This is a genomic window from Nocardioides sp. YR527 (genome assembly GCF_900101045.1).
In the GTDB taxonomy this organism is placed as follows: domain Bacteria; phylum Actinomycetota; class Actinomycetes; order Propionibacteriales; family Nocardioidaceae; genus Nocardioides.
This window is the reverse complement of the sequence record NZ_FNFN01000003.1, coordinates 410591-436750: the sequence shown is the minus strand read 5'-3', so window position 1 is coordinate 436750 and position 26160 is coordinate 410591. Positions and strand designations below refer to the sequence as shown.

Sequence of the window (26160 nt, the reverse complement as noted above, 5' to 3'; positions counted from 1 at the left end):
GCGTCACATACGTCGGCCGAGTGGGCATCGAGGCGCCCACTCGGCCGACGCAGCTGACGTCTCGGGGTCAGGAACCGGTGACATGGAAGGTCGCACTCGGCAGCTCCTGGTCCGGTTGCATCGAGCTCGGGTAGGTGTCGACCCACTCCTGGTAGAGATGCGGGCCGTAATAGTTCTCGACGACCCCGATGCGGTCCGCCGCATAGACCTCGAGGTCGTACACGCCGGTCGGGGTTCCCTTCGGGACCGTCAGATTCACGGTCCACTCGCCGGAGTAGATGGTCCCGGCGGTACGCACCGGGTCGGGCCCGCAGATGAAGTCGTCCTCCATCGTGCGGCCGAAGCACACACTCAGGGAATCCAACCCATTCATCTCGGTCACGCCGATCCGGTCGGTCACGGTCAGCACCGCCTTGAGGGTCTTCGCGCCGGTACGCACGTCGACGGACGTCGTGCTCAGGCTCTTGAGCTTCACCACCGGCGGCGCCGTGTCTGGGTTGGTGCTGGTCACCTGCACCGAGGCCACGTCGAACTTGTCGGTCGTACGCCCAGAGGTGTCCGTCGCAATCGCCTCCAGCGAAAGCTTGCCCCCGGGCGTCCACCTGGGCACGGTGACGTACCCCTGCCACCAGCCGTCGCGTACGCCGCCTGAGACCATCGGCATGAAATTGGTGTAGAGCTGCGCCGGGTTGTTGTCGGCGAGGCCCGAGACCCATCCCTGGACCTGGGCGACGCGAAGGTCGTCCTTCACGTGAATCCGCACTCGGACCTTGGTGTCGCCGGAGTCCGAGTTGATCGCCGTCGGGGACAGCGAAGCCCCGACGATCACCGGCGCGGCAGCGTCGCGGAAGCATCCGTAGAGGTAGTCGTAGATGTCGTAGTAGCAGGTGTTGGTGCCGGCGTTGCCGTGGACGTCGTCCAACCCGGTGCCACCGGACAGCTTGTCGTTACCGTCGCCACCGTTGAGCGTGTCGGCACCGCTGTCGCCCCAGAGCCGGTCCTGGCCGGAGCCACCGCTGACGGTGTCCAGATGGTTGTTGCCGTGGATCTGGTCATCGCCGGCGTTGCCGGCCAGCCGGTCGTTGCCGTCCCCGCCGGAGATCGAGTCGTTGCCATCGCCTCCGCTGACCGAGTCGGCTCCCGAGCCTCCGGAGATGGCGTCCCCGCTCGTCCCACCGTTGATGCTGTCGCCGCCGGCGCCTCCATAGATGCGGTCTGCACCTGCACCGCCGGAGATCACGTCGAAGTGGTCGCCACCGGAGATGACGTCGCCGCCGTCCTCGCCCCAGATGTTGTCCTGCCCGGTGCCTCCGTTGAGGCTGTCCTTGCCGCCACCACCGTGGATCCAGTCCTCGCCACTCCCGCCGAGCACCCGGTCGGCACCGTAGCTGGCGTATACGTGGTCACCGCCCGAACCGGCGTCGACCAGGTCATCGCCGCCCTTGGCGTAGATGATGTCGCTGCCGCCGCGGCCGCAGATGACGTCACGGCGGGACGTGCCCCGTAGGACGTCACCACCCGACGTACCGACGATCGTGCAACGTACGCCGGTCGATGTTGTCGCCGCGCTCGCGGGACTCGTCACGAGTACGGTCGCCGAGGCGGCCGTCGCGACGATCCCGGCAAGCAGCGTGCGCCCCGTCAGGAGCACCATTCCTGCCTCCAGAAGATCTTCAGGCCCGTGTCAGCACGGGCCGGAGGATCCTCCCAGATTCGATACCCCGGCAGGTAGCGAATAGCGGTTCTGTGGGTCGAATGTCGAACGTGGGAGTCCCGATGTCACCGGGTGACTCCGGGACTCCCACGTCGACAGGGTTCAGAACATCAGGGCGGTGGCGGGATCCGACAGGACTGCGGCGACGTCGGACAGGTAGGTCGAGCCCGCCTCGCCGTCGATGTGGCGGTGGTCGAAGCTGAGCGCGAGGGTGCAGACGTCGCGGGGCTCGATGCGCTCGTCGTCCCCGGTGCCGACGACCCAGGGCTGTCGCTTGATCGCGCCGACCGAGAGGATCGCGGACTCCCCCGGGTTGATGATCGGGGCGCCGCCGTCGATGCCGAACGGACCGATGTTGGTGATCGTGAACGTGCCGCCGGTCTGGTCGGCCGGCGGGGTCTTGCCGGTGCGGGCGGTCGCGGTCAGCTCGTTGATCGCGGTGCCCAGCCCGACCAGGGACATCCGGTCGGCGCCCTTCACGTTCGGCACCTGGAGACCCCTGGGGGTGGCCGCGGCGATGCCGAGGTTGACGTACTCCTTGAACACGATCTCCTGGGCGGCATCGTCCCACCAGGAGTTGACGATCGGCGTACGCCGCATCGCCAGCAGACACGCCTTCGCGACGACGAGCAGCGGCGACACACGTACGTCGGCGAACTCGCGCCGCGCCTTGAGGCGGGCGACCAGCTCGGTCGTCGCGGTCACGTCGACGCTCGTCCAGATGGTCACGTGCGGCAGCGTGAACGCGGAGTCGACCATCGCCTGACCCATCTGCTTGCGCAGGCCCTTGATCGGCTCGCGACGCTCACCGCCCACGCTGGTCGAGCCGGGCTCCTGAGGTACGAAGGAGCCCGTGTCGGAACCAACAGAGTCCAGGTCCTCGGTCGTGATCACGCCGTCTGCCCGAGCGGGCGTAACGCCGGATAGATCTATCCCGCGGTCCCGGGCGGCCTTTCGGGCGGTCGGCTTGGCCAGCACACCGGTGCCCGCGGCGGCGGGCGGTGCGGAGACGGTGCGGGTGCGGCGTACGACTGCGTCCTCCTTGGAGCCGTAGCCGACCAGCGTCAGCGGCTGTTCATGCTCGTCGGCGACTGTGTTGGTCTCGACACCGCTCGCTGCGCTCGCGGGCTCGACCGACGGGGGCGACGCCTCGGCCGACGGGGGCGACGTCTCGGCCGACGGGGCTGACGCCTCGGGCGACGGGGGCGACGTCTCGGCGGGGTCGCCGATGCGGATGATCGGGGTGCCGACCTGGACCTCGGTGCCGACCTCGACGAGGAGCTCCTGGACTACGCCCGCATAGGGCGAGGGGAGCTCGACGACGGACTTGGCGGTCTCGATGTCGCAGATGGGGTCGTTGACCTTGATGACGTCCCCGACCGCGACGTGCCACTCGACGATCTCGGCCTCGGTGAGGCCTTCGCCGACATCCGGCAGCTTGAACTCGTTCACCATGCCAGGCTCCTGTCGACGGCATCGAGGACCCGGTCCAGGTCGGGGAGGAAGAACTCCTCCGCCCGGGCCGGCGGGTAGGGCGTGTCGAACCCGCCGACCCGCAGGACCGGCGCCTCCAGCGAGTGGAAGCAGGTCTCGGTGATCCGGGCGGCGAGCTCGGCGCCGAGGCCGAGGTTGACGTGGGCCTCGTGGACGACGACGGCCCGGCCGGTACGCCGCACCGACTCGAACACCGGACCCATGTCCAGCGGCGACAAGGTCCGCAGGTCGATCACCTCGACCGACTTGCCCTCCCCCGCAGCTGCCTCGGCGGCCGTCAGCGCGGTCTTCACGGTCGGCCCGTAGGCCAGCATGGTCAGGTCGGTGCCGGGCCGTGTCACCCGCGAGGCGAACAGCGGACCAGGAGACCCGTCGACGTCGATCTCGGCCTTGGTCGAGTGGTAGAGCCGCTTCGGCTCCAGGAAGATGACCGGGTCCGGATGGGCGATCGCCTGCTGGATCATCCAGTAGGCATCGACCGGGTCCGAGCAGGCCACGACCTTGAGTCCGGGCGTGTGCGCGAACTGCGCCTCGGGAGACTCCGAATGATGCTCCACCGCACCGATGCCGCCGCCGAACGGGATCCGGATGACCATCGGCATCGCGACCCGTCCGCCACTTCGATAGTGGAACTTCGCCACCTGCGAGACGATCTGGTCGTAGGCCGGATAGACGAACCCGTCGAACTGGATCTCCACCACCGGCCGGTAGCCCCGCAGCGCGAGCCCGACCGCCGTGCCGACGATCCCCGATTCGGCCAGCGGGGTGTCGATGACCCGCGCCTCGCCGAAGTCCTTCTGCAGCCCGTCGGTGATCCGGAAGACACCGCCGAGCCTGCCGATGTCCTCACCCATCAGGACGACCTTGTCGTCGTCCTCCATCGCGCGTCGAAGGCCCGCGTTGAGCGCCTTCGCCAACGTCATCTTCGTCATCGGGAGGCCCCCTCGTGCTCGAAGGAGGAGAGGTACGCCGCGAAGCCGTCACGCTGCTCGCGCAGCTCCTCGGGCAGCTCGGTGTAGACGTTGTCGAAGAGGCGTACGGGATCGGGCTCGGGCAGGGCGTGGATCCCGGCGCGCAGGCGCTCGCCGAACTCCTCCGCCTCCGCCTCCACCTTGGTGAAGAAGGAGGTCGAGGCGCCGCCGCCGCGGCGCAGATACGCCTCGACCCGGGCGATCGGGTCCTTGAGCTTCCACGCCTCGACCTCGTCGGAGACCCGGTAGCGGGTCGGGTCGTCGGTGGTCGTGTGGGCACCCATCCGGTAGGTGTAGGCCTCGATCATCGTCGGCCCACCACCCTCACGGGCCCGCTTGAGCGCCGACTTCATCACCTCGTACGTCGCGAGCACGTCGTTGCCGTCCACGCGGATCCCGGGGAAGCCGAAGCCCTGGGCGCGTTTGTAGAGCGGCACCTTGACCATCTGCTCGACCGGCTCGGAGATGGCCCACTGGTTGTTCTGGCAGAAGAACACGACCGGGGCGTTGTAGGAGGCCGCGAAGACCATCGCCTCATTGACGTCGCCCTGGGAGGAGGCACCGTCGCCGAAGTGGGCCACGACGGCGGTGTCGCGGGTCGGGTCGCCGGTGCCGACGAGGCCGTCCATCTGCACGCCCATCGCGTAGCCGGTCGCGTGCAGCGTCTGGGCGCCGATGACGATCGTGTAGAGACCGAAGTTGTGCTCGGCGGGGTCCCAGCCACCCTGGTCGGTGCCCCGGAAGAGTCCGAGCAGCTGCATCGGGTCGACGTCGCGGCACCAGGCCACGCCGTGCTCGCGGTAGGTCGGGAAGACGAAGTCCTGGGGTGCGAGCGCGCGGGCCGCGCCGATCTGCGCCGCCTCCTGGCCCAGCAGTTGGGCCCACAGACCCAGCTCGCCGTGGCGCTGCAGCGCCGTGGCCTCGACGTCGAGGCGACGGGTCAGCACCATGTCGCGGTAGAAGCCGCGTACGGCCTCGTCCTCAGGTCGGTCGGGTGAGAACTCGAAGTCGGGGTGCGAGACCCGTTCTCCCTCGGGGTTCAGCAGCTGCACCATGTCGGTGTGGCTGGGACTCGGATCCAGAAACTCAGTCATCACACTTCCTTCACACGGGGTGGGGTTGCCACCGCTGGCACACGCCCGCGCACGGACTTGTGACCCGCGACACGTGGCACTCACCAAGGTACTCGGCCGCGCGGAATTGTGGTGGTCGGAACGACGGCTCGTGGCTAGAGTCACGGCCCCACACTTGGCCACGGAGGCACAGATGTCCGATCCCTACGGCTACCAGCCCTATCCCGCCGCCGTCGCTACGCCCACGGTTCCAACCGAGCGACCGAAGACACTGACGTACGCCGTCATCGGCATGTGGATCGGCGGCCTGCTGAACATCGTCGCGACGATCCTCCTCTTCACCATGGACACCACCGAGATGAAGACGCTGATGGTGAGGGAGATGGAGAAGCAGCCGACGTACGACCCGTCGGTCCTCGACGCGCGGGAGATGGCGGACATCTTCATCCCGATCCTTCAGATCGGCGGCGCCGTCCTCGGGCTGGTCGCCCTCGGGCTGTGGATCTGGATGGCGGTCATGAACGGGAAGGGCCGCAACTGGGCCCGCATCGTCGCCACCATCCTCGGCGCGCTCTCGTTGGCAGGCAGCCTGTCGAGCGTGGGCAATATCGCCGGCAACGCCGCTCTAGGGGGCGCGACCATGCCGATGTCGGCCGGCAACGTCGTGCTCTCCGTCCTCGACCCGCTGCTGGTGATCGCGATCCTGGTCCTGTTGTGGCTGCGGCCGTCCTCGGCGTACTTCAGCGCGGTCGGCGCCGCGAGGCAGCGAGAGCGCAGCGGCTACTACGCCGGCTGAAGGAAGGTCTTCGTCAGTCGAGCGCCTCCCGGGCGACACAACGGTTCACTCGTCGGTAGACAACTAAGCAAGCGCTTAGTACGTTCTGTCGGACGCGATGGGCCAAGCTCCAGGAGATGAGGAACCGATGACTCGAATTGCCCGAGTGGAGTCACTCAAGAGCGATCTTGGCGTGGCTGACCTGATAGACATCCCGAGACCGCCGCTCGCCGAGGGTGAGGTGTCGGCACGGATCGAACGCATCGCCCTCACGACGAACAACATGACCTACGCGGTCTACGGCGACACCCTGGGCTATTGGAATCTGTTTCCGGCGGAGCAGCCTGGGTACGGCTGCATGCCGGCGTGGGGGCACGCCGAGATCGTCGAGTCGAGGGCGTCCGACCTCCCGGTGGGAACGCGAGTCTTCGGCTACTTCCCCATCGCGACCCAGCTGACGATGCGACCGACGTCGGTCACCTCCCGCAGCTTCGTCGACGGTGCCGAACACCGCACCGGGACGCCTCAGGTCTACAACCTCTACGAGTTCGAACCCCAGGACTCCGACCCACGCCTGGACAGCCTCACCGCCATCTTCCGTGCCCTGTTCATCACCTCCTACACCGCTGCCGACTACCTCCGTGACCGCGACTTCTTCGACGCCGAGCAGTTCGTGATCTCGAGCGCCTCGAGCAAGACGGCGTACGGCACCGCCTACTGCCTCGCCGACTCACCGGCCGAGAAGATCGCGCTCACCGCGGCCCGCAACATCGACTTCGTGAAGGGCCTCGGCCACTACGCCACAGCACATGAGTACGCCGATCTGACGGCGATCGACAGGACCAAACGGACCGTCTACGTCGACCTTTCGGGCGACAGTGACCTGCGCCGCCGAGTTCACGAGCACTTCGGTGACCGGCTCGCCTTCGACTGCCTCATCGGGTCGACCCAAGCCGACGGATTCCCCGAGGAGGACAAGAGCCTAGTGGGACCGGCTCCGGTCTTCTTCTTCGCAGCCCTCCAGCTCGACGCCTACAAGGCCGAAGGCCAGTCGCGCGCGTTCATGCAGCGCTATCGCCGCGACGAGCGTGACTTCCTCGAGCGCGTGGGAGGTACGGAGCAGCCATCGATCAAGCTGCTCGAGCACACCGGCCTCGAGGACGCCCCGACCGTCATCGCCGGCTTCCACGACGGCTCGACGGACCCCGCCGTCGGCCACATCTTCCTTCCCAACGCGGGTTGATCACCTCGACGCGGCCACGCACCGACTAGTGGTCTGAACCGAGGGACTCACGCCCGTGCGGCTCGTCCCAGCCGGAGAGATCAGGCCCGGCGGGGACGATCTGCGTGGGGTTCAGGTCGGTGTGGACGACGTAGTAGTGCTGCTTGATCTGGTCGAAGTCGAGCGTCTCGCCGATCCCGGGCCGCTGGTAGAGGTCGCGCGCGTAGGCCCACAGGGCGGGGAACTCGACGAGCTTCTGCCGGTTGCACTTGAAGTGGCCGTGGTAGACGGCGTCGAAGCGGGCCAGCGTCGTGAACAGCCGGATGTCGGACTCGGTGAGCTGGTCACCGACCAGATATCGCTGCTTCGAGAGCCGCTCCTCGAGCCAGTCCAGAGCGGCGAAGAGACGGGCATAGGCCGCGTCGTACGCCTCCTGGGAACCGGCGAAGCCACACCGGTAGACCCCGTTGTTGACCTCGGTGAAGACCCGCTTGTCGACCTCGTCCATCTCCTCGCGCAGCGCGCGCGGCCACAGGTCGGGCGCGTCGTCGGCGAAGAAGTCGGTCCACTCGTGGAAGAAGTCGTGGGTGATCCACGGGAAGTCGTTGGTGACGACCTTGCCGGACGCCTCCTCGACGATCGCCGGCACCGTGATGCCGCGCGGGTAGTCGGGGTAGCGCTCGAAGTAGGCCTGCTGCAGTCGCTCGATGCCGAGCACCGGGTCGACGCCGCCGGGGTCGAGGTCGAAGGTCCATGACCGGGCGTCGTGCGTCGGGCCGGCGAGGCCGAGGGAGATGACGTCCTGGAGCCCGAGCAGGTTGCGGACGATGATCGCCCGGTTGGCCCACGGGCAGGCGGCGGCCGCGACCAGCCGGTAGCGGCCCGGCTCGACCGGCCACAACGGCACGTCGCTCGGCCCGAACTCAGGCCTCCGCGCGTCTCGCGTGATCCGGTCCGGGATGTAGTTCATGTCCCGGTTGAACTCATTGCCGGGCTGGATGTAGGTCGCCTTCTCCCCCATGGGAGTCACCCTAGGGGTTGGGTTGAATCTTGAACCAACGAGGCCACGAAGTCGAGCTTGTCCAGGACCGCCGGCGGGATGACGAAGGGGTACAGGTCGTCGTGGCCCATGGACCTGTTGATCACGTTGAGCGCCGCCGAGAGCGGCACCCAGATGTCGGTGACGACCCGCCGGAACGGCATCTCGGCGGGCACCGGGCCGGCGAGTCCGTACGCCGCCGCGGACCCCAGCGTGTCGCGGATGTGCAGGTAGTGGGCCCAGGTCTCGGCGAAGTCCTCGAAGGGGTGCATGGTGGCGTAGGTCGAGATGTAGTCCTCGGTCCAGCCCGCGGGCGGTCCCTCGGAGTAGTGGCGCTGCAGCGCCTCCTCATAGGAGACCGACTCGTCGCCGAAGACCTCGGTGCACCGCTCCATCAGCTCGGGCCCTCGGACCAGCTGCCACTCGTAGTAGTGGCCGACCTCGTGCCGGAAGTGGCCCAGCAGGGTGCGGTAGGGCTCGTCGAGGGTGGCCCGGACGTGCTCGCGGTAGGCGTCGTCGGACTCGGCCAGGTCGATCGTGATCACGCCGCCGTCGTGACCGATGACCACGTCGGGGGTGGACGCGACGCCGTCGCTGGCCAGCAGGTCGAAGGTGAGTCCCTCGTCAGGGTCCTCGGCCTTGGTGCGGATCTCCAGACCGAGGTTGTCGATCTCGACCACGAGGTGACGTTTCGCCTGCTCGGCGAGGGAGTACTGCTGCTGGACGAACTCCGGCGCGGCGTCGTTGGGCCGGGTCCGGGTCAGCTCGCAGGCGAAGCAGATCCCGCCCTCGATGCGGGCCAGCCAGGTGCATCCCGTCTCGAGCGTGTTGGCGCAGACCCACCAGAGGTAGCCGTCGCTGTCGACGTACCTGCCCTCGGGTGAGACCGGGACGATCGCGCGCTCCTCGCGGGAGTAGGCGAGCCGGGTGCCGCACGAGACACACGCCGAGTTCTCGAAATAGAGGCGGTTGCCGCACTCCCGACAGCTGAACGCTTCCATGTCCTCATCATCGGCCGTCTCAGGCCGTGCCCCAGCTCGCGACGCGCCATTCGCCGTCCTCGCGGACGAGGACCACGACCACCGACTCGTCCGGCACGGAGCCCTCCTCGGCGGTGTACGAGACCCTCACGGTGACCCGAGCGGTGTCGCCATATATCTCGGGCTCGCCGATGGCCAGGTCCCGGTTCACCGCGCGCGGATTGGGGTCGGCGTAGGTCCGCTTCCCCTCGGCCGCGTCGATCATCGCGCGGGCACCACCACCGTCGAGAAGCTCGTCGCCCTCCTCGGAGGCCAGCTCGTAGAGGGTGGCGACCGAGGTGGTCTCCATGAACTCGCGGGTGACCTCGGCCGGGGTCGAGCCGCGCGCCAGCAGCCAGAGCGTGAGCGCGGTGAGAGCCGCGGCGACCACCAGCACTCCGGAGATGCGAGCTCCGCGACGCCAGCGGCTGCCGCGGGTGACGATGCTCGCCCGCTGCGGAGGCTGTCCCACGAGCAACACCGTAACTTCACTCCTGCTGGTCGGGGGCCACATCGACAGAGACGGTCAAGGTCGAGGTGGTCGCTTCGGTGTAGATGACCCCCTTCACAGGAGGCACATCGGCATAGTCACGTCCCCAGGCGACGCTCACGTAGCGATCGTCGGCCCTGGTGTCGTTGGTCGGATCGAGGGCGAGCCACTGGCCCGTCCCCGCGCCGCTCAGGTAAGGGATCCACACCTCCACCCACGCGTGGGAGGCATCGGCTCCGACGAGCCGCGGCTTCCCCGGCGGAGGGGTGGTGGCGAGGTAGCCGGAAACATAGCGGGCCGCGAGCCCGTGCGCTCGAAAACAGGCCAACATGAGATGGGCGAAATCCTGGCAGACCCCACCCTCGGCCTCGAAGATCTCCGGGATCGTCGAGGTGACCGTCGTGGCGGTGTCGTCATAGTCGAACCCGGCATGGATCCGGTGCATCAGATCCTCCGCCGCCTCCACGATCGGTCGCTGTTCGGTCAAGGAGACGGCACCGAAGTCGTACGCCTCCTGGGTGTGCTCCACGAGCGGCGAGGCCACCGCCAGGTCGGCCGCCCGCCATGCGCCCGGAAGGCCCGGGTCTACCAGCGGCCGCGACCGCTCCCACGGCTGGTCGAAGCTCGTCTCGTCATAGACCGGGGTGCTGACGTCGACCTCGGAGGTAGCCGTGATCTCGAGCCGCTGGTGCGGCTCTAGGACCTGGAAGTACGTCACCGTGTTGCCGTAGAAGTCGACGTCGCTCGACTGGTCCGCAGGGGTTGGCGTGATGCGTACGCCTGTCTGCCGCACCGCCTGGTGCGGCAGCTCCTTCGGGGTGACATGGGCGATGCCGAACGAGTTGGTGACATCCTCGTCATAGGAGTACGTCGTCGTGTGGCTGACCCGGTATCTCACCCGCCGGATGCTATCCCGACCACCGCCACGTCGCCGGGGTCGATGAAGTCTCGTGCCTCGAACTCGCCATCCCTGTCGATCCACCGCACGCGAAGCGCCCCGCTCTGCGAGATCTCGACGATTCGCCCCCGATGGCCATGAGTCGGCGGCCCCGACGCATTGCCGAAAACCGCCAGGGTCCAGGCGTCGATACAAAGGTCCCAGCCGTTGTCCCCAAGAACCGGCCCGATCCACATGACCGAGGCGCCGACGACGTACGGCGACGGCTCCGGACCGTCCACAACATCATGGACGATCCCTTGCCAGTCTGGACTGCTACGGACGGCACGGACCGCGTCGTCGAACTCAGCCTCGGAGACCACTCGTAGGTTCTTCACCTCATAGACCGCATCAGGGCAGTACCAGCCGTCCTTGTCGAGCCACGACACGAACGTCCAGCCGTCGGGCAGGTCGTCTACGACGACCCCCGGACGTGCTGGCGAAGCGCCTTCGACGGGAGGTCGTCTCCCCGCCCAGACAACACGTCGACCGCGCGGCCGATTGCGGGAAACCTTCTCGTGCTCGCGATCAGACGTACTGCCCGTGCCACCAACCTATGTTCAAGTGAGCGATTGCGTCGGGAGGGCGTTGAGGGGCTGGGGGGCGGGGCCGGTGGCGAAGTGGACGTCGCTGATTGCGTCGGCGAGGCGGACGAGCTGGGCCTGGACCTGGTCGAGGAAGGACTCCAGGTTGGGGCGGCCGACACCGCCGATGGCGACGAGGCCGGCGACCTCGGTGCGGTCGAGCATGTCGGTGATGTCGTCGAGGAGCCGCTCGGGGCGGGACGAGCCCGTCGAGCCGGGGAGCTTGGTGAGGTGGAGGCGCAGCTCGTGCAGGCAGAAGGCGAGCGAGCGCGGGTTGTCGCGGTCCATGATCAGCAGGTCGAGGACTCCCCCGGTGCGTACGTAGCCCCGGTAGCGGCGGCGGTGGGTGACCGCGGACTCGGCGGAGGCGAGGACCGCGTTGAGCACGGCCCGGTCGACCTCGAGTCCCCGCCGCACCGTGGTCGTCGCGCGGAGCAGGTGGCAGACCTGCATCGACCGCTCCAAGAACCGTCCAAGCCGGATCGAGTGGTAGCCCTCGTCGCGGATCATGCTCGCCACGATCCCCTGCATCGCCAGGATGCCGTGCAGCATCTCGGCACCCGCCTCGGCGATCTGGTGGGAGTGCGGGTTGACCCGGAGCTCCTCGGCGGCTCGGTCGGTCGAGGAGAAGATCCGCCACATGTCGGGGCTGAGCTGGTCGCGTACGCCGCTGAAGGCCTGGCGCATCGCGGCCAGCGACTGCGCCGCCGACCCCGGCCTGTCCGCGTCCAGCAGCAGGGACCGGAACTCGGCGTCGATATCGGCATCCGCCGGGCCGTACCCGCCCAGCCGGTCGAGCGCGCTGAGCATCACCTCGAGGCTGATGCCGCCGGACGTACGCGGTCTGGTCCTGAAGTCCTCGGCGAGCACGTGCGTGGCCAGGATGAGCCGGATGAGGTCCTCGGCGCGCTCCGCGTAGCGACCCGACCAGTACATGTCCTCGAGCGCTCGCGGGACGAGCACCGTGACCGAGCGCGTGTGGGTCATCGGCAGCACGTCGGCCAGGCCCTGGTCGGCGTCCTGCGGCGACTCCTTGAGCACCCAGACGTCCTTGCTGCACGGCGGCAGCCCGGTCTCGTCGGCCCGGATCGAGGCCAGGCCACCGACCAGCGGGCGGTAGGCCGAGCCGTAGCGGAGCGAGAACGTACGCAGCGTCAGCGGCCGGCCGACCGCGCCGCGTCCCTCGGCCCAGGTCGGGGCCTGGGAGAGGGTGATCCTCTCCTGCCCGACGTGGCGGTAGGGATCGGCCGCGATCCTGGCGCCCAGCTCCTCGGGCGTTCCGTTGACGATCGTCCCTTCCAGCGTCCGCACCACCAGGTCGCCCGCGGCCAGGCGCCGCTCGACCTCCTCGCGCTGGGCGGGGTCGCCGCACCACCACGTGCTGAGCGAAGCCAGCCGCAACGGCTCCCCGAGCAGGGCCTCGCACGCAGCGGGGAGATAGGGGACGAGCCCCGGGTTCTCGAGTACGCCGGCCCCGAACCCGTTCACCACGCGCACGTTGCCGCGGCGTACGGCCTCGATCAGGCCGGCCACGCCGAGCTGGCTGTCGCCGCGGAGCTCGAGGGGGTCGGACCAGGTCGCGTCGACGCGACGCAGGATGACGTCGACCCGCTCCAGCCGGTCGCCGTGGCCACGCATCAGGACCTCGCCGTTGCGGACGGTCAGGTCGGCTCCCTGGACCAGTGGGAAGCCCAGAGTCGAGGCGAGAAATGCCTGGTCGTAGGCGGTTTCGGAGTGGGTGCCCGGGGACAGCACGACGACCCTGGGGTCGGCCTGGTCGCCGGGTGCGGACTCGAGGAGGGCGGACCGCAGAGCCGCGAAGTAGGGCTCCATCCGGTGCAGCCCGGCGTCGCGGTGGAGCTCGGGCAGCACCCGGCTGATCACGCGGCGGTTCTCCATCGCGTAGCCGATCCCGCTCGGCGCCTGGGTGCGGTCGGCGAGCACCCGCCACTCACCGTCGGGGGTCCGGCCGAGGTCGGTGGCGGCCAGGACGAGCGGTCGCGGGTCGTGGTTGCTGGCGCGGGCGGCGACGCGGTGGAAGCCGTGGTGGCCGAAGACGACCGCGGCCGGGACGACCCCGTCGGCCAGGAGGCGTTGCGGGCCGTAGAGGTCGACGAGGATCGCGTTGAGCAGCTCGGCACGCTGGGCCAGGCCGACCTCGAGGATGCGCCACTGGGCGGGGTCGATGACGAGCGGCACCGGGTCGAGCCGCCAGGCCTCGGGCTTGGCGCCGGGGCGCAGATAGGTGACCCCGTCGTCGGCGAGGAACCGCTCGACGTCGTGGCCGATCCGGCTCAGCGTGGCCGGCGTGATCGAGACGGCCGTCTCGGCCATCGGCTTCCAGGCCGGGCGCAGGGTGCCGTCGGGCCCGACGACCTCGTCGTAGGGCTGGTCGGTCGCGTCGAGGAGGCCGAGGGCGTCGGCGTACTCGCGGAGGACGGTCACCGCACCACCCGTCGGAGGTCCAGGGTGTGCGGGTTGTCAGGAGTGGTGGCGCGGGCCGCGCGCTCGCGCATCTCCGCGACGTCCAGCCGTCCGGAGGTGTGGCCGCGCGCCTCGAACCTGCTCGCCCGCCGCGCCTCGGCCTCGTTGGCGTTCACCGGCGGGTGGTCGTAGCTGCGGCCGCCCGGGTGCACGACGTGGTACGTCGCGCCGCCGAGGCTGGTCTCGGAGGCGATGTCGACGACGTCGAAGTGCAGCGGCGCCTGGGTGTCGATGCTCGGATGGAGGCTCGACCACGGGCTCCATGCCTTGAACCGGACACCGGCATAGAACGTCTCCGGGACGGAGGTCGGGGTCAACGGCACCGGAACACCCTGACACGTCACCAGCTGCCGGTCGAGGTCGATCCCTGTCGCCGAGATCTGGACCCGCTCGACCGAGGAGTCGACGTAGCGAGCCGTCCCGGTGCCGGTCGCCTCCTCACCGAGCACGTTCCACGGCTCGATCGCCTGCCGGAGCTCGAGCTCGACGTCTCCTACGCGCGCGAACCCGATCCGCGGAAAACGGAACTCGGCGTACGCCGCCAGCCACTGCGACTCGAACGGGATTCCGTGACGGCGCAGGTCGGCCACGACCTCCTCGATGTCGCGCAGGCACCCCTGCGGGAGCAGAAAGTCCTCGTGGAGGGCGCTTCCGTGGCGGATCAGGGGCGCCTCGTACGGCTCCTCCCAGAACCAGGCGACCAGGCTCCGGACCAGGAGCGACTGGAGGAGGGCCATCTGCGGGTGCGGCGGCATCTCGAAGCCGCGGAGCTCGAGGAGCCCGAGACGTCCTCGGGAGGAGTCCGGAGAGTAGAGCTTGTCGATGCAGAACTCGGCCCGGTGGGTGTTGCCGGTCAGGTCGGTGAGCAGGTGGCGCAGCGCGCGGTCGATCATCCACGGACGGGGTTCGGGGTCCTCACGGGTGATCCGGGCGACCTCCTGGAGGGCGATCTCCATCTCGTAGACCGCCTCCGGGCGGCCCTCGTCGAACCTCGGCGCCTGGCTGGTCGGGCCGATGAAGCGGCCGGAGAAGAGGTAGGAGAGGGAGGGATGACGCTGCCAGTAGCGGATCAGGCTGGCCAGCAGGTCGGGGCGGCGGAGCAGGGGGCTGCGCTCCGGGGTCCGGCCGCCGAGGGTGAGGTGGTTGCCGCCGCCGGTGCCGGTGTGGAGGCCGTCGAGGTCGAACTTCTCCGTCGACAGGCGGACCTGTCTGGCCTGCTCGTAGAGCGTCGTGATCAGCTCACGCTGCTCCGCCCAGCTCGCGGTCGGCTGGACGTTGACCTCGATCACGCCGGGGTCCGGGGTGACCGTCAGCCGGGCCAGGCGGGAGTCGGGCGGCGGGCCGTAGCCCTCGAGCACCACCTGCGTACCGGCCTCGGTCACTGCCTGCTCGATCACCCGGAGCAAGGCCGCGTAGTCGTCCAGCCGGTCGGTCGGCGGCAGGAACACGTGGACCAGCCCGTCACGCTCCTCGATCGCGAGCGCGGTGGTCGGCGCCTCGTCGGGGTCGGTGACGGTGACCTGCGGGACCGCGGAGTCCAGCGGCTCCCCCGCGGTCAGGTAGGACGGCTCGCCCTGGAACTCCGGGTCGTGCCAGGAGATCGAGTCGAGTGGCAGCCGCAGCCCGACCGCCGACGTACCCGGGGCCAGCACCAGCCGTCCGCGCCGGAACCGCCAATGCGGGCTCGTCCACTCCCCGTCGTTGGTGTTGATCGGGATCACCCAGCCGACCGGCTCGGTGACCTCCTTGTCGAGCTCGGTGACGTTCAGGTCGCCGCGGTTCGCGGCGTCGTCCGGCCTCGGCCCCGCCGGTCGGCGTACCTCCTGGGCGATCTTCGCCAGCGGATCCTCGTACGCCGCGAACACCTGCTCCTCCGGGAGCCCGAGGATCCTGGCGATGCGAGAGCCAACTGCCGAGGCGTCAGCGCGGTCGGCCGAAGCGTCACTTAGGTCGGCCGAGTTGTCATCGGGTGACGTCTCGGCCGACGCGGGTGACGTCTCGGCCGACGTACGTGACGCCTCGGCGGGGGGCCAGGGGTCGGCGAAGAGGGTGGGGTCGCTCCAGAGGGGCTCACCGTCCGTACGCCACTGCAGGTCGATGTTCCAGCGCGGGAGCGGCTCGCCGGGGTACCACTTGCCCTGGCCGCGGTGGACGATCCCACCCTTGCCGTAGACCTTGCGCAGGCGTTCGGCCAGATCAGCGGCCAGCTCTCGCTTGTGCGGGCCGTCGGCGTCGGTGTTCCACTGGGCACTCGTCTGGTCGTCCAACGACACGAACGTCGGCTCGCCGCCCACGGTCAGCTCGACGCCGGCCGCCTGGAGGCGCTGGTCGACGACGTCGCCCAGCGCGTCGATCCGGGCCCACTCCTGGCCGGTGTAGGGCAACGTCACCCGAGGGTCCTCGTGGATCCGGGTGACCTCGTTGGCGAAGGAGAAGGTGACCTCGACCGGGTCGGTGGCGCCCTCGATCGGAGCCGCGGAGGACGGGTGCGGGGTCGCCGAGAGCGGGATGTGGCCCTCACCCGCGAACAGGGCCGAGGTCGGGTCGAGCCCGATCCAGCCGGCTCCGGGAACGAACACCTCGCACCACGCGTGCAGGTCGGTGAAGTCCTCGGTCGGGCCGGAGGGGCCGTCGAGCGACTCCTGGTCGGCGGCCAGCTGCACCAGATAGCCGGAGACGAACCGGGCCGCGAGGCCGTACTGACGCAGCACGGAAACCAGCAGCCACGCCGAGTCGCGGCACGAGCCGATGCCCAGGCGCAGGGTCTCGTCGGGAGTCTGTACGCCCGGCTCCATCCGCACCGAGTAGGCGACGTCCGCGTTGACCGCCTGGTTGACACTTGCCAGGAAGTCGACGGTGCGGAGGCCGTCCTCGGGCAGGGCCGGCAGCCGCTGCCGCCAGGTGTCGGCCGCCGTCGCCGACTCGACGTCGCGGAGGTACGGCGCCAGGTCGGCCTTCAGCTGCGGCTCGTAGTCGAAGGGGAAGGTCTCGGCGTACTCCTCCACGAAGAAGTCGAACGGGTTGATCACCACCATGTCGGCGACCAGCCCCACGGTGACCTCGAGCTTGTCGGTCTTCTCCGGGAAGACCAGTCGCGCGAGCCAGTTGCCGAACGGGTCCTGCTGCCAATTGATGAAGTGCGCCGCCGGCGTCACCGAGAGCGAGTAGGCCTCGATCGGGGTCCGGGTGTGTGGCGCCGGGCGCAGGCGTACGACGTGTGGGCCGACTCCTACCGGCTGCGCGAACTCGTAGGTGGTCCGATGTTCGAGCGCAACCTTGATCGACATGGGCCAAGCCTGACCGATCCAGGTTGCCCCGGGGTAACGAACCGCCGGGTCGGCGCCGCTCGTCCCGGATCCGATTTCGGCTTCACTACCTATCGAATTGGCATGGCATACCACGACGAGGACCCCATGGGATCGAATTCCATGGAGTGGTAAACGCGTTTCATCCCGGCCCTATTACCCCACGGGGTAATTGCAGAAACGCGCCACCACTATCGGCGTCGAGAACCGATATCGCAACGACCTATTCCGACGAAAACCGCGGAACCCGGGGCCCTTCACCTGCCAAGACCACGTTTGGTCTCGTTTGCGATGAAGTTCAATCTTCACTGTTCGTGAATTGCGATCAGATGAGTCTACGCCACTGATTCGGCCGAAGGAATAGCAATCAATAAGTTCAAGAAAGTTCTTGACTTGATGCTTCAATTCGCTTCAGGATTCATTCGGCACGACCTTAGAGCAAACATAAGGAGATTTCGTGAATTCTCGGACTCGAATCGCCGCCGTCGTCGCTGGACTCGCACTGGCCACGGTCGCCGCACCCGTCATGGCCAGCCCTGTTCCACCACCAATCCCTGACCCTCCGGTCCCCGGCACCCCGGGCACTCCGATCCCCGACGTTCCCGACGTTCCGGACACTCCGGACGTCCCCGACACCCCGGACGTCCCGGGCACCCCGGATGTGCCGGAGACCCCGGACGTTCCCGGCACCCCGGATGTGCCGGAGACCCCGGACGTACCCGGCACCCCGGAGACCCCGGACGTTCCCGACGTTCCGGACGTACCTGACGTCCCGGAGACCCCTGACGTTCCCGAAACACCGGACGTTCCCGACACGCCGATCCCTGACGTTCCGGACGTCCCTGACGGTCCCGGGATCCCGGAGACTCCGGACGTTCCCGCCGCGGACGTTCCTGCCGCAGACGTTCCGGTCCCGGATGTTCCCGTGCCGGACGTTCCCGTACCGGACGTCCCGATTCCCGACGTTCCGATCCCGGACGTTCCGATCCCCGACGTCCCCGGCGTGCCCGGCGTGCCCGAGCTCCCCGGCGTCACCGACAGCCTGCTGGGCATCGTCAACAGCCTCCCGGTCGTCGGCCCGATCCTGACCGACCTCCTCAGCTCGATCCTCGGGAAGCTCCCGCTGCCGTAGAGGCATCCACCCGCACACAACGAGCAGAGGTCCAGCAGCATCGAAGCTGTTGGACCTCTGCTATTTGGCCGAGCGATGCCGGCTATCAGCCCTTCGGGAACGAACCCGCGAGCTCGATGAGGCGCGTGTTGGCCTCGGCCTCGCCGATCGAGACACGTACGCCCTCGGGCGGGTAGGGACGGACCATCAGGCCGACCTCGTCGGCGGCCGCGGCGAACGCGGCGCAGCGCTCGGCCGACTCGAAGGCCAACCAGACGAAGTTGCCCTGGGCGTCGGGGATGTCCCAGCCGGCGGCGCGTACGCCCTCGACCACCCGGGCCCGCTCGGTCACCACGTCGTCGACGCGCGCCAACAGCTCGGCCTGCCGCTCGAGCGAGGCGACACCGGCGGCCTGGGCGACCACGTTGACGCCGAAGGGCAGCGCCATCGCCCGCAGGATGGCAGCGATCGGCGCGGGGGCGAAGGCGTAGCCGACCCGGAAGCCGGCCAGCCCGTAGGCCTTGGAGAACGTACGCAGCACGACCACGTTCGACCTGCCGCGGTAGGTGGCGACGCCGTCGACGGCGTCGTCCATCCGGACGAACTCGGCGTAGGCCTCGTCGACCACGACCAGCACGTGCTCGGGCACCTTCCCGAGGAAGGCGTCGAGCTCGGTCTGGGTGACCGAGGTGCCGGTGGGGTTGTTGGGGGTGCAGACGAAGACGACCTTCGTACGCTCCGTGATGGCCGCCGCCATCGCGTCGAGGTCGTGCCGACCGCCGTCGATGACCGGCACCTTCACCGCGGTGGCGCCGGCCGCGAGCACCGCGATCGGGTAGGCCTCGAAGCTGCGCCAGGCGAAGACGACCTCGTCCTCGGGACCGCAGTAGGCCGAGACCAGCTGGAAGATGAGCGCCACAGCCCCCGTCGACAGCGCGAGCTCCTCGGCGGGCACGCCGTAGGCCTTGGCGATCGCGTCGTAGAGCTCGGTGCTGCCCGCGTCCGGGTAGCGGTTGACCCGGCCGGCCGCCTCGGCGGCGACCTCGAGGACGCCGCCGAGGGGCTCGAACGGGTTCTCGTTCGAGGAGAGCTTGTAGGTCACCAGGCCGGGCCGCTCGACCGGCGGCTTGCCCGCGACGTACGCAGGCATAGCGGCAACACTGGGACGGGGCTGTGGGGTGCTCATATCGTGAGATCCTAGGTCGGGATGACCTCGCCCCCGTAAACCACGGGGACGTCGCGGCCGACCACGATGTCGAGCGGGTTGGTGACGCAGCGGACCGACCCTCCACCGAGGTGGAGCTCGCTCATCTCGACGATCCGGATCGTGAAGCCCCAGCCCTCGAGGATCGGCCGGATGCGGTCCGGGCAGGACGGCATCACGATGGTGCGGCCGATCACGATCGAGTTGGCGGCGAAGGTGCTGAGCGCCTCCTCCTCGGTGATGAACAGCGGCTCGGGGACCAGGTCGACGAGCGCCTGCGCCGACTCGGGAGCGAGCGCGTCCGGGCAGATGATCGCGCGGCGCTCGTCGAGCGGGCAGAAGGCCAGGTCGAGGTGGTACATCCCCGAGTGGGTCGTCCGCACGCCCAGGACGCGCACACCCATCTCGGTCGCCAGGGTCTTCAGCGCCATCTCGTCGGTGCGCGGCCCGGTGCCGGCGATCAGGTGACCGGCGAACGGGAAGACGTCACCCGCCTCGAAGGTCGGTCCGACCCCGTCCTTGCCGACGTACGCCGTCCCCCAGCCGTTCGTGGCGAACCACTCGACCGCGGAGTCGGTCTCGTTGCGGCGCTCGGGGAAGCGCATGTGGGAGAGGAGCACGTGGCTCCGGCCGTCCGCGAGGGTGGCCGCGAACCCGAGGTTCATCGCGTAGACCATGTCGGGGCTGTCCGCTCGCGGCGCGATGACGTCGACGCGGCCACCGAGCTCCTCGATGGTCGCCTTCAGGGTGTCCCACTGCGTGCGAGCACGGACCGGATCCGGCTGGATCTCGGTGTCCATGAACGGGTTGATGGCGTAGTCGATGCGGTAGTGCGTCGGCTCGGTCATCAGGTAGTGACGGCCCCAGCTCAGCGATGTGCTCACGTATACCCCTCTCGGGTCAGATCGTCGGATCGTCCGATTGCCTGATTGTCAGACAATTGGGTAAGGATAGGTTAGGGCATGGACGGTCAGCACCGGAAGACAGCGCGCAGATAGGACAATGGGTCCCATGTTCGAGTCGCTCACCCTGGACGAACCCGCATCGACGGTCGACCGTGTCGCCGACGAGCTCCGCCGGGCGGTGTTCGAGGGTGAGCTCGAGTCGGGCACCCCGCTGCGCGAGCACGGTCTCGCCGAGTCGCTCGGCGTCGGCCGCTCCACGGTGCGCGAGGCGCTGACCATCCTGGTCGCCGAGGGCCTGGCCACCCGCGCTCCCAACAAGGGCGTCGCCGTCGCCACCCCCGAGGCCGCCTCGGTCCGTGACGTCTGCGCCGCCCGCTGGGTGCTCGAAGGTGCCGGGGTGCGCAACTGGCGTGACGCCACCGACGAGGCCCGCCGGGCCGTGCACGAGTCGCTCGATGCGTACATCTCGGCGGTCCACTCCGAGCGCGCGACCTACCGCGAGCTCAACGAGCGCCACCTCGCCTTCCATCTCTCGCTGGTGTCCCTCACCGGATCACCGCGGCTGGTGGCGATGCAGGAGCATCTGGTCCTCGAGCTCAAGCTCTCGCTCGCCCAGGTCGACCGCATCCGCCGCAACGCCCACGACCAGGCCGAGGACCACGCCGCCCTGGTCCGGCTCCTCGACGCCGACCGCATCCACGACGCCGAACAGTTCCTGCAGAAGCACCTCGCCGACGCCGCCCACGCCATCTGCAAGGCGCTCCGCCTGGAGCGGTGACCCCGGGGTAACACAGTCGCCACACCTCGCGCGCGCCCCTTATGTACGTCGCGCGGAGCCTGCCACACTCACGAGCATGCGCATCGTGACCTGGCTCATCTCCAACGCCGTCGCTCTGGCCGTGGCAACCTGGCTCGTCGGCGGGATCTACTTCGACGGCCCGACCAGCGGCATGGAGGAGGTCAAGCAGAAGCTGCTCCCGCTGCTGATCGTCGCCCTCGTGCTCGGTCTCGTGTCGTCCTTCGTCAAGCCGGTCGTGACGTTCTTCGCGTTCCCGTTCATCCTGCTCACCCTGGGCCTGCTCCTGCTGGTGATCAACGCGGCGATGCTCGGCCTGACCGCGTGGATCCTCGGCCCGACCGGAGTGGGTTTCCACGTCGACGGATTCTGGGCGGCGGTCCTCGGTGGCATCATCATCTCGATCGTCGGCTGGGGCCTCGACCGCGTGTGGCCGGACAGCGACGAGTGAGGCCCAGTTTCGACATCCGCCACGAGTCCTTGGCCGAAATGTAAAACTCGGGCCATGAGGATCGCCGTCGTCTGCCTGGGCAACATCTGCCGTTCTCCGATGGCGGAGGTGGTCCTGCGGGACCGTCTCGACGGTTCCGGGCTCGACGACGTCGACCTCGTCTCAGCCGGCACAGGCGGTTGGCACACGGGCGAGAAGATGGACCGCAGGGCAGCCGCGACGCTGCTCGAGGCGGGCTACGACCCCGAGCGCCACCGGGCCCGGCAGTGGCCGGTCGGGGACCCCGAGACGTACGACCTGGTGCTCGCGATGGATGCCGACAATCTGGCCGATCTGGCTGGTCAGGCACCGGAGAGCGGGCTGCGGATGTTCCGTGATTTCGATCCCGAAGGGCCCGGGGACGTACCCGATCCCTATTACGGTGGTGCCGAGGGATTCCGGGAGGTGCTGTCGATGGTGGAGCGTACGAGTGATGCGATCGTGGCATCCGTGGCCGCGGCGAGGCCCGGTTCGTGACCCGTCAGCCCGCGGTCGCCCGTCGCGCCGAGCAGCTGCTCGGGGCGGCGGTGGTGAGCACATCTCCGGTCGCGGGCGGTGACATCTCGACAGCCACCAAGATCCGGCTCAGTGACGGCTCGCTGGTGCTGATGAAGGCCCTCTCCCCGCCGCGTGACGACTTCGTCGCCGCCGAGGCCCGCGGGCTGCGCCGGCTGGAGGAGTCGGGTGCGGTGAAGGTCCCCGAGGTCCTCGCCGCCGAGCCCGACTGCCTGGTCCTGCGCTGGATCGAGCCCGGACGCCCCAACGCCGAGACCGCCGAGGAGCTCGGCCGCGCGCTCGCGCGCCTCCACAGCACCCCGGTCTCTGGTTTCGGCGCCGACAGGGACGGGTTCATCGGCCGGCTGCCGATGCCCAACAAGCCCGCGGACACCTGGGCCGAGTTCTATGCCGTACGCCGCCTGCTCCCCTATCTCAGGGCCGCCCGTGACCGCGGCGCCATCGACGCCGCCGGCGCCGAGAGCGTCGAGCAGGTCGTCGGGAGGCTGACCTCGCTGATCCCGGAGGAGCCGCCGGCCCTGCTCCACGGCGACCTCTGGAACGGCAACGTGCTCTGGGACCGGACCGGCGACGCGTGGCTCATCGACCCGGCGACGTACGCCGGTCACCGCGAGGTCGACCTCGCCATGCTCGCGCTCTTCGGTCTGCCCCACCTGGAGCGGATGACGTCCGCCTACGAGGACACGACTCCCCTCGCCGAGGGCTGGGAGGACCGTCAGGGCCTCCACCAGCTCTTCCCGCTGCTCGTGCACGCGGCCATGTTCGGCGGCAGCTACGGCGCCCGCGCCGCCACGGTGGCCGCTCGCTACCTCTGATCGCGAAAAGCAGAAAACCCCTGGTCGCCCAGGGGTTTTGCTGTGTGGCGGTGACGGTGGGATTTGAACCCACGGTAGGTCGCCCTACACAACATTTCGAGTGTTGCACCATCGGCCGCTCGGACACGTCACCGCCGAATAAGTTACAACCTCGGGTGGTCTTCGCCGAAATCGGGGCCGCCTCGCTGGGTTCCGAAGAAGTCCTCCAGCAGCGCGCGCTGCTCCTCGGCCATCAGCCCGGCGACGACCTCGGGCCGGTGGTTGAGCCGGCGGTCGCGTACGACGTCCCACAGCGACCCCACCGCACCGGCCTTGTCGTCGAAGGCACCGAAGACGATCCGCTCCACCCTGGCCAGGACCGCGGCACCGGCGCACATCGTGCACGGCTCCAGCGTCACCACGAGCGTGCAGCCCTCGAGGCGCCACTCGCCACGCGCCTTGGCCGCCTCACGGAGCGCGACGACCTCGGCATGCCCGGTGGGGTCGGCCTCGGCCTCACGTACGTTGCGACCCTTCCCGATCACCACGCCGGACGGGTCGACGACGACCGCGCCGATCGGCACGTCACCGGTCCTCAGCGCAGCACGACCCTCATCGAGAGCGGCCCGCATCGGGGACTCCCAGCGGTCGGCTGGGGTCACGCCGGCATGAGGCCGACGGCGTCGTCGAAGGCCTCGCCGCAGCCGATCGCCCGGGCGATCTCGGAGAGCGTCTCGTCGGGGTAGAGGTCGTCCTCGAACATGTCGTCGAGCAGCATGCCCATCTCGACCGCGCTCATCCCGAAGTCGGCGAGGATGCCGAGGTCACCGGCGGGATCCGGCTCCTCCTCGTCCTCGACCTCCTCCGGCAGCGGAAGCCCGAGCACATCGAGAGCCGACGCCGCCAGCTCCCACTCGTCGGCAGCGGTCACGTCGGAGAGCAGCACCTTGGTCGCCTGCCCGTGGACCCGGACGATCACGAAGAAGTCCTCGTCGATCGCCGCCATCGCGATCGCGCCGCCGTCACCGGGGAAGCGGTGGAGCGCGTGCGTCAGAGTCTCGACATCGGTCAGGAGGTCGTGAGCGAGTTCGCGCACGACCCAGGCGCCGTCCTCGCGATACATCGCGACGGCGAAGTCAACACCCTCGATCTGCTCCAGCTGATCAGACACACGACCAGAGTGACACCGAAACCGCCGCGGGTCTAGGGGGAATTGATGACCTTAGGACGAAGCGATCGTAGGGTTCAGCCCATGGAGACCCTCGTTGTGGACCACCCGCTCGTCGCCCACAAGCTCACCACCCTGCGCAACAAAGAGACCGACTCGTCGACCTTCCGTCGTCTCGCCGACGAGCTCGTCACGCTGCTCGCCTACGAGGCGACCCGCGGGGTGCGGGTCGCCCCGGTCGACATCGTGACCCCGGTCGCTCCGACCCAGGGCGTACGCCTCACCGACCCGCAGCCGCTGATCGTCCCCATCCTCCGGGCCGGCCTCGGGATGCTCGACGGGATGATCCGGCTCCTGCCGACCGCGGAGGTCGGCTTCCTCGGCATGGTCCGCAACGAGGAGACCCTCGAGGCGACGACGTACGCCGAGCGTCTGCCCGCCGACCTCTCCGGCCGCCAGTGCTACGTGGTCGACCCGATGCTCGCCACCGGTGGCACCCTCGCCGCGGCGATCGACTTCCTGGTCAAGCGCGGCGCCGACGACATCACCGCCGTCGTGCTCCTCGCCGCACCGGAGGGCGTCGCGGCCCTCGAGAAGGGTCTCGAGGGCATCGACGCCCCGGTCCGGGTCGTCACCGCGGCGATGGACGAGAGGCTCAACGAGAAGGGCTACATCGTCCCCGGCCTCGGTGACGCCGGCGACCGGCTCTACGGCGTCGCGGGCTGAGCCGGTCGGCCGCTGGTCGAGCCGCGAGGCCGCCTGCGGCCGAGACCAACACGGTCCCGTCGGCGCTCGATAGGACCGTGTTGGTATCGACACGCCTCCGCCTGGCGGCTCCGGCGGCTCGACCGACCCGGGGGTCAGGCCTTGATGGTGACCTTCTCCTCGACGAGCTCGGGAGCGGCCTCGGCAGGCTCGGCGTCGGCAGCTTCGGCGTTCTTCGCCCTGCGCTTGGCGGCGATGGCCTTGAACGGCCAGGTGAGGAGCTGGTCGAGGGTGATCCGGCCCGGTGCGACCAGACCGAGCACGAGGGCGGCGAGACCGAGCGCTGCCGGGAGCTCCCAGCCGCCCTGGTCGACGAAGACCTCGGTGGTGCGGTGGGCGTACCAGATCGCTCCGGCCATCTGACCGGCCAGCAGCACGCCCGCAACCGGCGCGAACAGGCCGACGGCGAGCAGGGCGCCGCCGACCAGTTCGACGTAGGTCGCGAGCTGAGCGGCGATCGCGGGCTGCGGAACGCCCAAGCCGCTCAGGAACTGCTCGGTGCCGGCGAAGCCCTGGTCGTACTTCTGCCAGCCGTGCGCGACGAAGATCCCACCGACCACCACACGGGCGGCAAGCAGCACGACGTCGTTGAAAAGTCCGGTGTAGGCGTTGCGCCCCACTCGACGACTCATGTCCGGTTCTCCTCTGGTCAGGTCAGAACAAGCCGCACACGGTAGCGATCGCGGGGCGCGGCCGGTACCACCCGGGGCAACGTTTTAACCGAAGGGAAACTCTGCTACGACCTCGTAGGCCGGACGCTTCCGCGGCCCCTCCCCGAGGCGTGAGTGGACCAGCACGAAGGACGAGACGGTCCAGGTCGGGCCACGGTAGGCATCGAGCAGCCGCACCCAGTTGCTGAGCTCGGTCGGCTGACCGGTCCGGGCGAGTGTCAGGTGGGGACGGAACCGCCCGCCGTCGACCTCGACCCCAGCCTTGACCAGGGCATTCTTGGCGCCGGCGGCGGTCCGGTCGAGCTCCTCGGCGGCATCGGTCTCGACCCCGGCGAAGAGGACCTTGCCCTCGACGACGTTGGGGAAGGCGCCGCCGCCGGTGACCGTCAGGTCGAAGGGCGTACGCCGCCCCGCGGCCGTCTCCAGCCGTTCGATCGCGTCATCGAGGGACCGGTCGGGGACGTGCTCGGCGAAGGCGAGCGTCAGATGGAGCTGGTCGGGCGTCGACCAGCGGAACGGGGCCGCATCGCGGCGTACGGACATGAACTCGTCGAGATCTTCGATCACCGACTCCGGCGGGACCACCGCCACGAACATTCGATTCATCGAGGCCCATTGTGCCCGGCTGCGGCG

General features: G+C 69.1%; 25 protein-coding genes and 1 tRNA gene. 8 read left to right on the top strand and 18 right to left on the bottom strand.

Annotation, left to right across the window (positions count from 1 at the left end; genetic code table 11):
* Positions 1 to 67: 67 nt before the first annotated feature.
* The 4 genes from BLT25_RS10680 to pdhA all read right to left on the bottom strand — a co-directional run bounded on the left by BLT25_RS10680 (position 68) and on the right by pdhA (position 5273).
* Positions 68 to 1654: a calcium-binding protein gene (locus BLT25_RS10680; RefSeq protein ID WP_091045369.1), complete on the bottom strand. Its 1587-nt coding sequence runs from the start codon at positions 1652 to 1654 to the stop codon at positions 68 to 70.
* Positions 1655 to 1816: 162 nt separating this feature from the next.
* Positions 1817 to 3169 carry a dihydrolipoamide acetyltransferase family protein gene (locus tag BLT25_RS10675; protein ID WP_091045367.1) on the bottom strand — a complete coding sequence of 451 codons (1353 nt, stop codon included), beginning with the start codon at positions 3167 to 3169 and terminating at the stop codon, positions 1817 to 1819.
* Entirely contained in the window at positions 3163 to 4140 is a 978-nt protein-coding gene (locus BLT25_RS10670) for an alpha-ketoacid dehydrogenase subunit beta (RefSeq protein WP_091045365.1), read from the bottom strand. The genes BLT25_RS10675 and BLT25_RS10670 overlap by 7 nt, the downstream gene beginning before the upstream one ends.
* Positions 4137 to 5273, bottom strand: a complete 1137-nt coding sequence (pdhA, locus tag BLT25_RS10665; RefSeq protein ID WP_091045363.1) for a pyruvate dehydrogenase (acetyl-transferring) E1 component subunit alpha — start codon at positions 5271 to 5273, stop codon at positions 4137 to 4139. The genes BLT25_RS10670 and pdhA overlap by 4 nt, the downstream gene beginning before the upstream one ends.
* Before the next feature lie 172 nt (positions 5274 to 5445).
* On the opposite strand from pdhA, the gene BLT25_RS10660 reads away from it, so the two are divergent.
* Both BLT25_RS10660 and BLT25_RS10655 read left to right on the top strand, forming a co-directional pair.
* A complete protein-coding gene (locus tag BLT25_RS10660) occupies positions 5446 to 6048 on the top strand; it encodes a hypothetical protein (RefSeq protein ID WP_091045360.1) in 603 nt (200 codons plus the stop codon).
* A gap of 172 nt (positions 6049 to 6220) precedes the next feature.
* Positions 6221 to 7270, top strand: coding sequence for a DUF2855 family protein (locus BLT25_RS10655; protein ID WP_256328538.1), 1050 nt, complete (start codon positions 6221 to 6223; stop codon positions 7268 to 7270).
* Positions 7271 to 7295: 25 nt separating this feature from the next.
* Here the strand turns inward: BLT25_RS10655 and BLT25_RS10650 are convergent, their stop codons facing one another.
* From BLT25_RS10650 to BLT25_RS10620, 7 genes are all read right to left on the bottom strand, one after another.
* Positions 7296 to 8270, bottom strand: a complete 975-nt coding sequence (locus BLT25_RS10650; protein ID WP_091045355.1) for a glutathione S-transferase family protein — start codon at positions 8268 to 8270, stop codon at positions 7296 to 7298.
* Between the two features lie 5 nt (positions 8271 to 8275).
* Positions 8276 to 9289, bottom strand: a complete 1014-nt coding sequence (locus BLT25_RS10645; protein ID WP_091045354.1) for a zinc-binding metallopeptidase family protein — start codon at positions 9287 to 9289, stop codon at positions 8276 to 8278.
* 19 nt (positions 9290 to 9308) lie between these two features.
* Positions 9309 to 9779: a nuclear transport factor 2 family protein gene (locus BLT25_RS10640; protein ID WP_091045351.1), complete on the bottom strand. Its 471-nt coding sequence runs from the start codon at positions 9777 to 9779 to the stop codon at positions 9309 to 9311.
* Between the two features lie 16 nt (positions 9780 to 9795).
* Positions 9796 to 10695, bottom strand: coding sequence for a transglutaminase family protein (locus tag BLT25_RS30590; protein ID WP_091045348.1), 900 nt, complete (start codon positions 10693 to 10695; stop codon positions 9796 to 9798).
* The gene (locus tag BLT25_RS10630; RefSeq protein WP_143033711.1) at positions 10692 to 11123 is read right to left on the bottom strand and encodes a hypothetical protein; all 432 of its coding nucleotides are present in this window, start codon (positions 11121 to 11123) and stop codon (positions 10692 to 10694) included. Before BLT25_RS10630 ends, BLT25_RS30590 begins: the two co-directional genes overlap by 4 nt.
* Positions 11124 to 11294: 171 nt before the next feature.
* A complete protein-coding gene (locus BLT25_RS10625) occupies positions 11295 to 13763 on the bottom strand; it encodes a circularly permuted type 2 ATP-grasp protein (RefSeq protein ID WP_091045344.1) in 2469 nt (822 codons plus the stop codon).
* Entirely contained in the window at positions 13760 to 17089 is a 3330-nt protein-coding gene (locus BLT25_RS10620) for a transglutaminase family protein (RefSeq protein ID WP_091045341.1), read from the bottom strand. The genes BLT25_RS10625 and BLT25_RS10620 overlap by 4 nt, the downstream gene beginning before the upstream one ends.
* 475 nt (positions 17090 to 17564) lie before the next feature.
* Between BLT25_RS10620 and BLT25_RS29840 the strand changes: the two genes are divergently transcribed.
* Positions 17565 to 18239 carry a hypothetical protein gene (locus tag BLT25_RS29840; protein WP_176883779.1) on the top strand — a complete coding sequence of 225 codons (675 nt, stop codon included), beginning with the start codon at positions 17565 to 17567 and terminating at the stop codon, positions 18237 to 18239.
* Positions 18240 to 18324: 85 nt separating this feature from the next.
* Here BLT25_RS29840 and BLT25_RS10610 read toward each other — a convergent pair whose 3' ends face one another.
* Both BLT25_RS10610 and BLT25_RS10605 read right to left on the bottom strand, forming a co-directional pair.
* Positions 18325 to 19404, bottom strand: coding sequence for a histidinol-phosphate transaminase (locus tag BLT25_RS10610; protein ID WP_091045338.1), 1080 nt, complete (start codon positions 19402 to 19404; stop codon positions 18325 to 18327).
* Between the two features lie 11 nt (positions 19405 to 19415).
* The gene (locus BLT25_RS10605; RefSeq protein ID WP_091045335.1) at positions 19416 to 20306 is read right to left on the bottom strand and encodes a dimethylarginine dimethylaminohydrolase family protein; all 891 of its coding nucleotides are present in this window, start codon (positions 20304 to 20306) and stop codon (positions 19416 to 19418) included.
* 127 nt (positions 20307 to 20433) lie between these two features.
* Between BLT25_RS10605 and BLT25_RS10600 the strand changes: the two genes are divergently transcribed.
* The 4 genes from BLT25_RS10600 (at position 20434) to BLT25_RS10585 (ending at position 22944) form a co-directional block, all read left to right on the top strand.
* Entirely contained in the window at positions 20434 to 21105 is a 672-nt protein-coding gene (locus BLT25_RS10600; RefSeq protein ID WP_091045333.1) for a GntR family transcriptional regulator, read from the top strand.
* Positions 21106 to 21181: 76 nt separating this feature from the next.
* Complete coding sequence (locus BLT25_RS10595; protein ID WP_091045331.1) at positions 21182 to 21574, top strand: phage holin family protein; 393 nt, start codon at positions 21182 to 21184, stop codon at positions 21572 to 21574.
* A gap of 54 nt (positions 21575 to 21628) precedes the next feature.
* Positions 21629 to 22090: a low molecular weight protein-tyrosine-phosphatase gene (locus tag BLT25_RS10590; protein ID WP_091045329.1), complete on the top strand. Its 462-nt coding sequence runs from the start codon at positions 21629 to 21631 to the stop codon at positions 22088 to 22090.
* Positions 22087 to 22944: a fructosamine kinase family protein gene (locus tag BLT25_RS10585; protein ID WP_091045326.1), complete on the top strand. Its 858-nt coding sequence runs from the start codon at positions 22087 to 22089 to the stop codon at positions 22942 to 22944. The genes BLT25_RS10590 and BLT25_RS10585 overlap by 4 nt, the downstream gene beginning before the upstream one ends.
* Positions 22945 to 22989: 45 nt before the next feature.
* Here BLT25_RS10585 and BLT25_RS10580 read toward each other — a convergent pair.
* The 3 genes from BLT25_RS10580 to BLT25_RS10570 form a co-directional block, all read right to left on the bottom strand.
* Positions 22990 to 23077, bottom strand: a tRNA-Ser gene (locus tag BLT25_RS10580).
* A 10-nt stretch (positions 23078 to 23087) separates the two neighbouring features.
* Positions 23088 to 23555, bottom strand: a complete 468-nt coding sequence (locus tag BLT25_RS10575; RefSeq protein ID WP_091045323.1) for a nucleoside deaminase — start codon at positions 23553 to 23555, stop codon at positions 23088 to 23090.
* A 26-nt stretch (positions 23556 to 23581) separates the two neighbouring features.
* Positions 23582 to 24094, bottom strand: coding sequence for a tRNA adenosine deaminase-associated protein (locus tag BLT25_RS10570; RefSeq protein ID WP_091045321.1), 513 nt, complete (start codon positions 24092 to 24094; stop codon positions 23582 to 23584).
* An 81-nt stretch (positions 24095 to 24175) separates the two neighbouring features.
* Here BLT25_RS10570 and upp point away from each other — a divergent pair, with 81 nt between their 5' ends.
* Positions 24176 to 24817 carry a uracil phosphoribosyltransferase gene (gene upp, locus BLT25_RS10565; protein ID WP_091045319.1) on the top strand — a complete coding sequence of 214 codons (642 nt, stop codon included), beginning with the start codon at positions 24176 to 24178 and terminating at the stop codon, positions 24815 to 24817.
* Positions 24818 to 24951: 134 nt separating this feature from the next.
* On the opposite strand, the gene BLT25_RS10560 is transcribed toward upp, so the two are convergent.
* On the bottom strand, positions 24952 to 25488 hold the full coding sequence (locus BLT25_RS10560) for a DoxX family protein (RefSeq protein WP_091045317.1): 537 nt from the start codon (positions 25486 to 25488) through the stop codon (positions 24952 to 24954).
* 84 nt (positions 25489 to 25572) lie between these two features.
* A complete protein-coding gene (gene thpR, locus BLT25_RS10555; RefSeq protein WP_091045315.1) occupies positions 25573 to 26133 on the bottom strand; it encodes an RNA 2',3'-cyclic phosphodiesterase in 561 nt (186 codons plus the stop codon).
* Positions 26134 to 26160 lie beyond the last annotated feature (27 nt).

Bases quoted from the DNA above. Each gene is read 5' to 3' on its own strand.
- BLT25_RS10680 (WP_091045369.1), bottom strand. From the start codon at position 1,654: ATGGTGCTCCTGACGGGGCGCACGCTGCTTGCCGGGATCGTCGCGACG.
- BLT25_RS10675 (WP_091045367.1), bottom strand. From the start codon at position 3,169: ATGGTGAACGAGTTCAAGCTGCCGGATGTCGGCGAAGGCCTCACCGAG.
- BLT25_RS10670 (WP_091045365.1), bottom strand. From the start codon at position 4,140: ATGACGAAGATGACGTTGGCGAAGGCGCTCAACGCGGGCCTTCGACGC.
- pdhA (WP_091045363.1), bottom strand. From the start codon at position 5,273: ATGACTGAGTTTCTGGATCCGAGTCCCAGCCACACCGACATGGTGCAG.
- BLT25_RS10660 (WP_091045360.1), top strand. From the start codon at position 5,446: ATGTCCGATCCCTACGGCTACCAGCCCTATCCCGCCGCCGTCGCTACG.
- BLT25_RS10650 (WP_091045355.1), bottom strand. From the start codon at position 8,270: ATGGGGGAGAAGGCGACCTACATCCAGCCCGGCAATGAGTTCAACCGG.
- BLT25_RS10645 (WP_091045354.1), bottom strand. From the start codon at position 9,289: ATGGAAGCGTTCAGCTGTCGGGAGTGCGGCAACCGCCTCTATTTCGAG.
- BLT25_RS10620 (WP_091045341.1), bottom strand. From the start codon at position 17,089: ATGTCGATCAAGGTTGCGCTCGAACATCGGACCACCTACGAGTTCGCG.
- BLT25_RS10610 (WP_091045338.1), bottom strand. From the start codon at position 19,404: ATGAGCACCCCACAGCCCCGTCCCAGTGTTGCCGCTATGCCTGCGTAC.
- BLT25_RS10600 (WP_091045333.1), top strand. From the start codon at position 20,434: ATGTTCGAGTCGCTCACCCTGGACGAACCCGCATCGACGGTCGACCGT.
- BLT25_RS10595 (WP_091045331.1), top strand. From the start codon at position 21,182: ATGCGCATCGTGACCTGGCTCATCTCCAACGCCGTCGCTCTGGCCGTG.
- BLT25_RS10590 (WP_091045329.1), top strand. From the start codon at position 21,629: ATGAGGATCGCCGTCGTCTGCCTGGGCAACATCTGCCGTTCTCCGATG.
- BLT25_RS10575 (WP_091045323.1), bottom strand. From the start codon at position 23,555: ATGCGGGCCGCTCTCGATGAGGGTCGTGCTGCGCTGAGGACCGGTGAC.
- upp (WP_091045319.1), top strand. From the start codon at position 24,176: ATGGAGACCCTCGTTGTGGACCACCCGCTCGTCGCCCACAAGCTCACC.
- BLT25_RS10560 (WP_091045317.1), bottom strand. From the start codon at position 25,488: ATGAGTCGTCGAGTGGGGCGCAACGCCTACACCGGACTTTTCAACGAC.
- thpR (WP_091045315.1), bottom strand. From the start codon at position 26,133: ATGAATCGAATGTTCGTGGCGGTGGTCCCGCCGGAGTCGGTGATCGAA.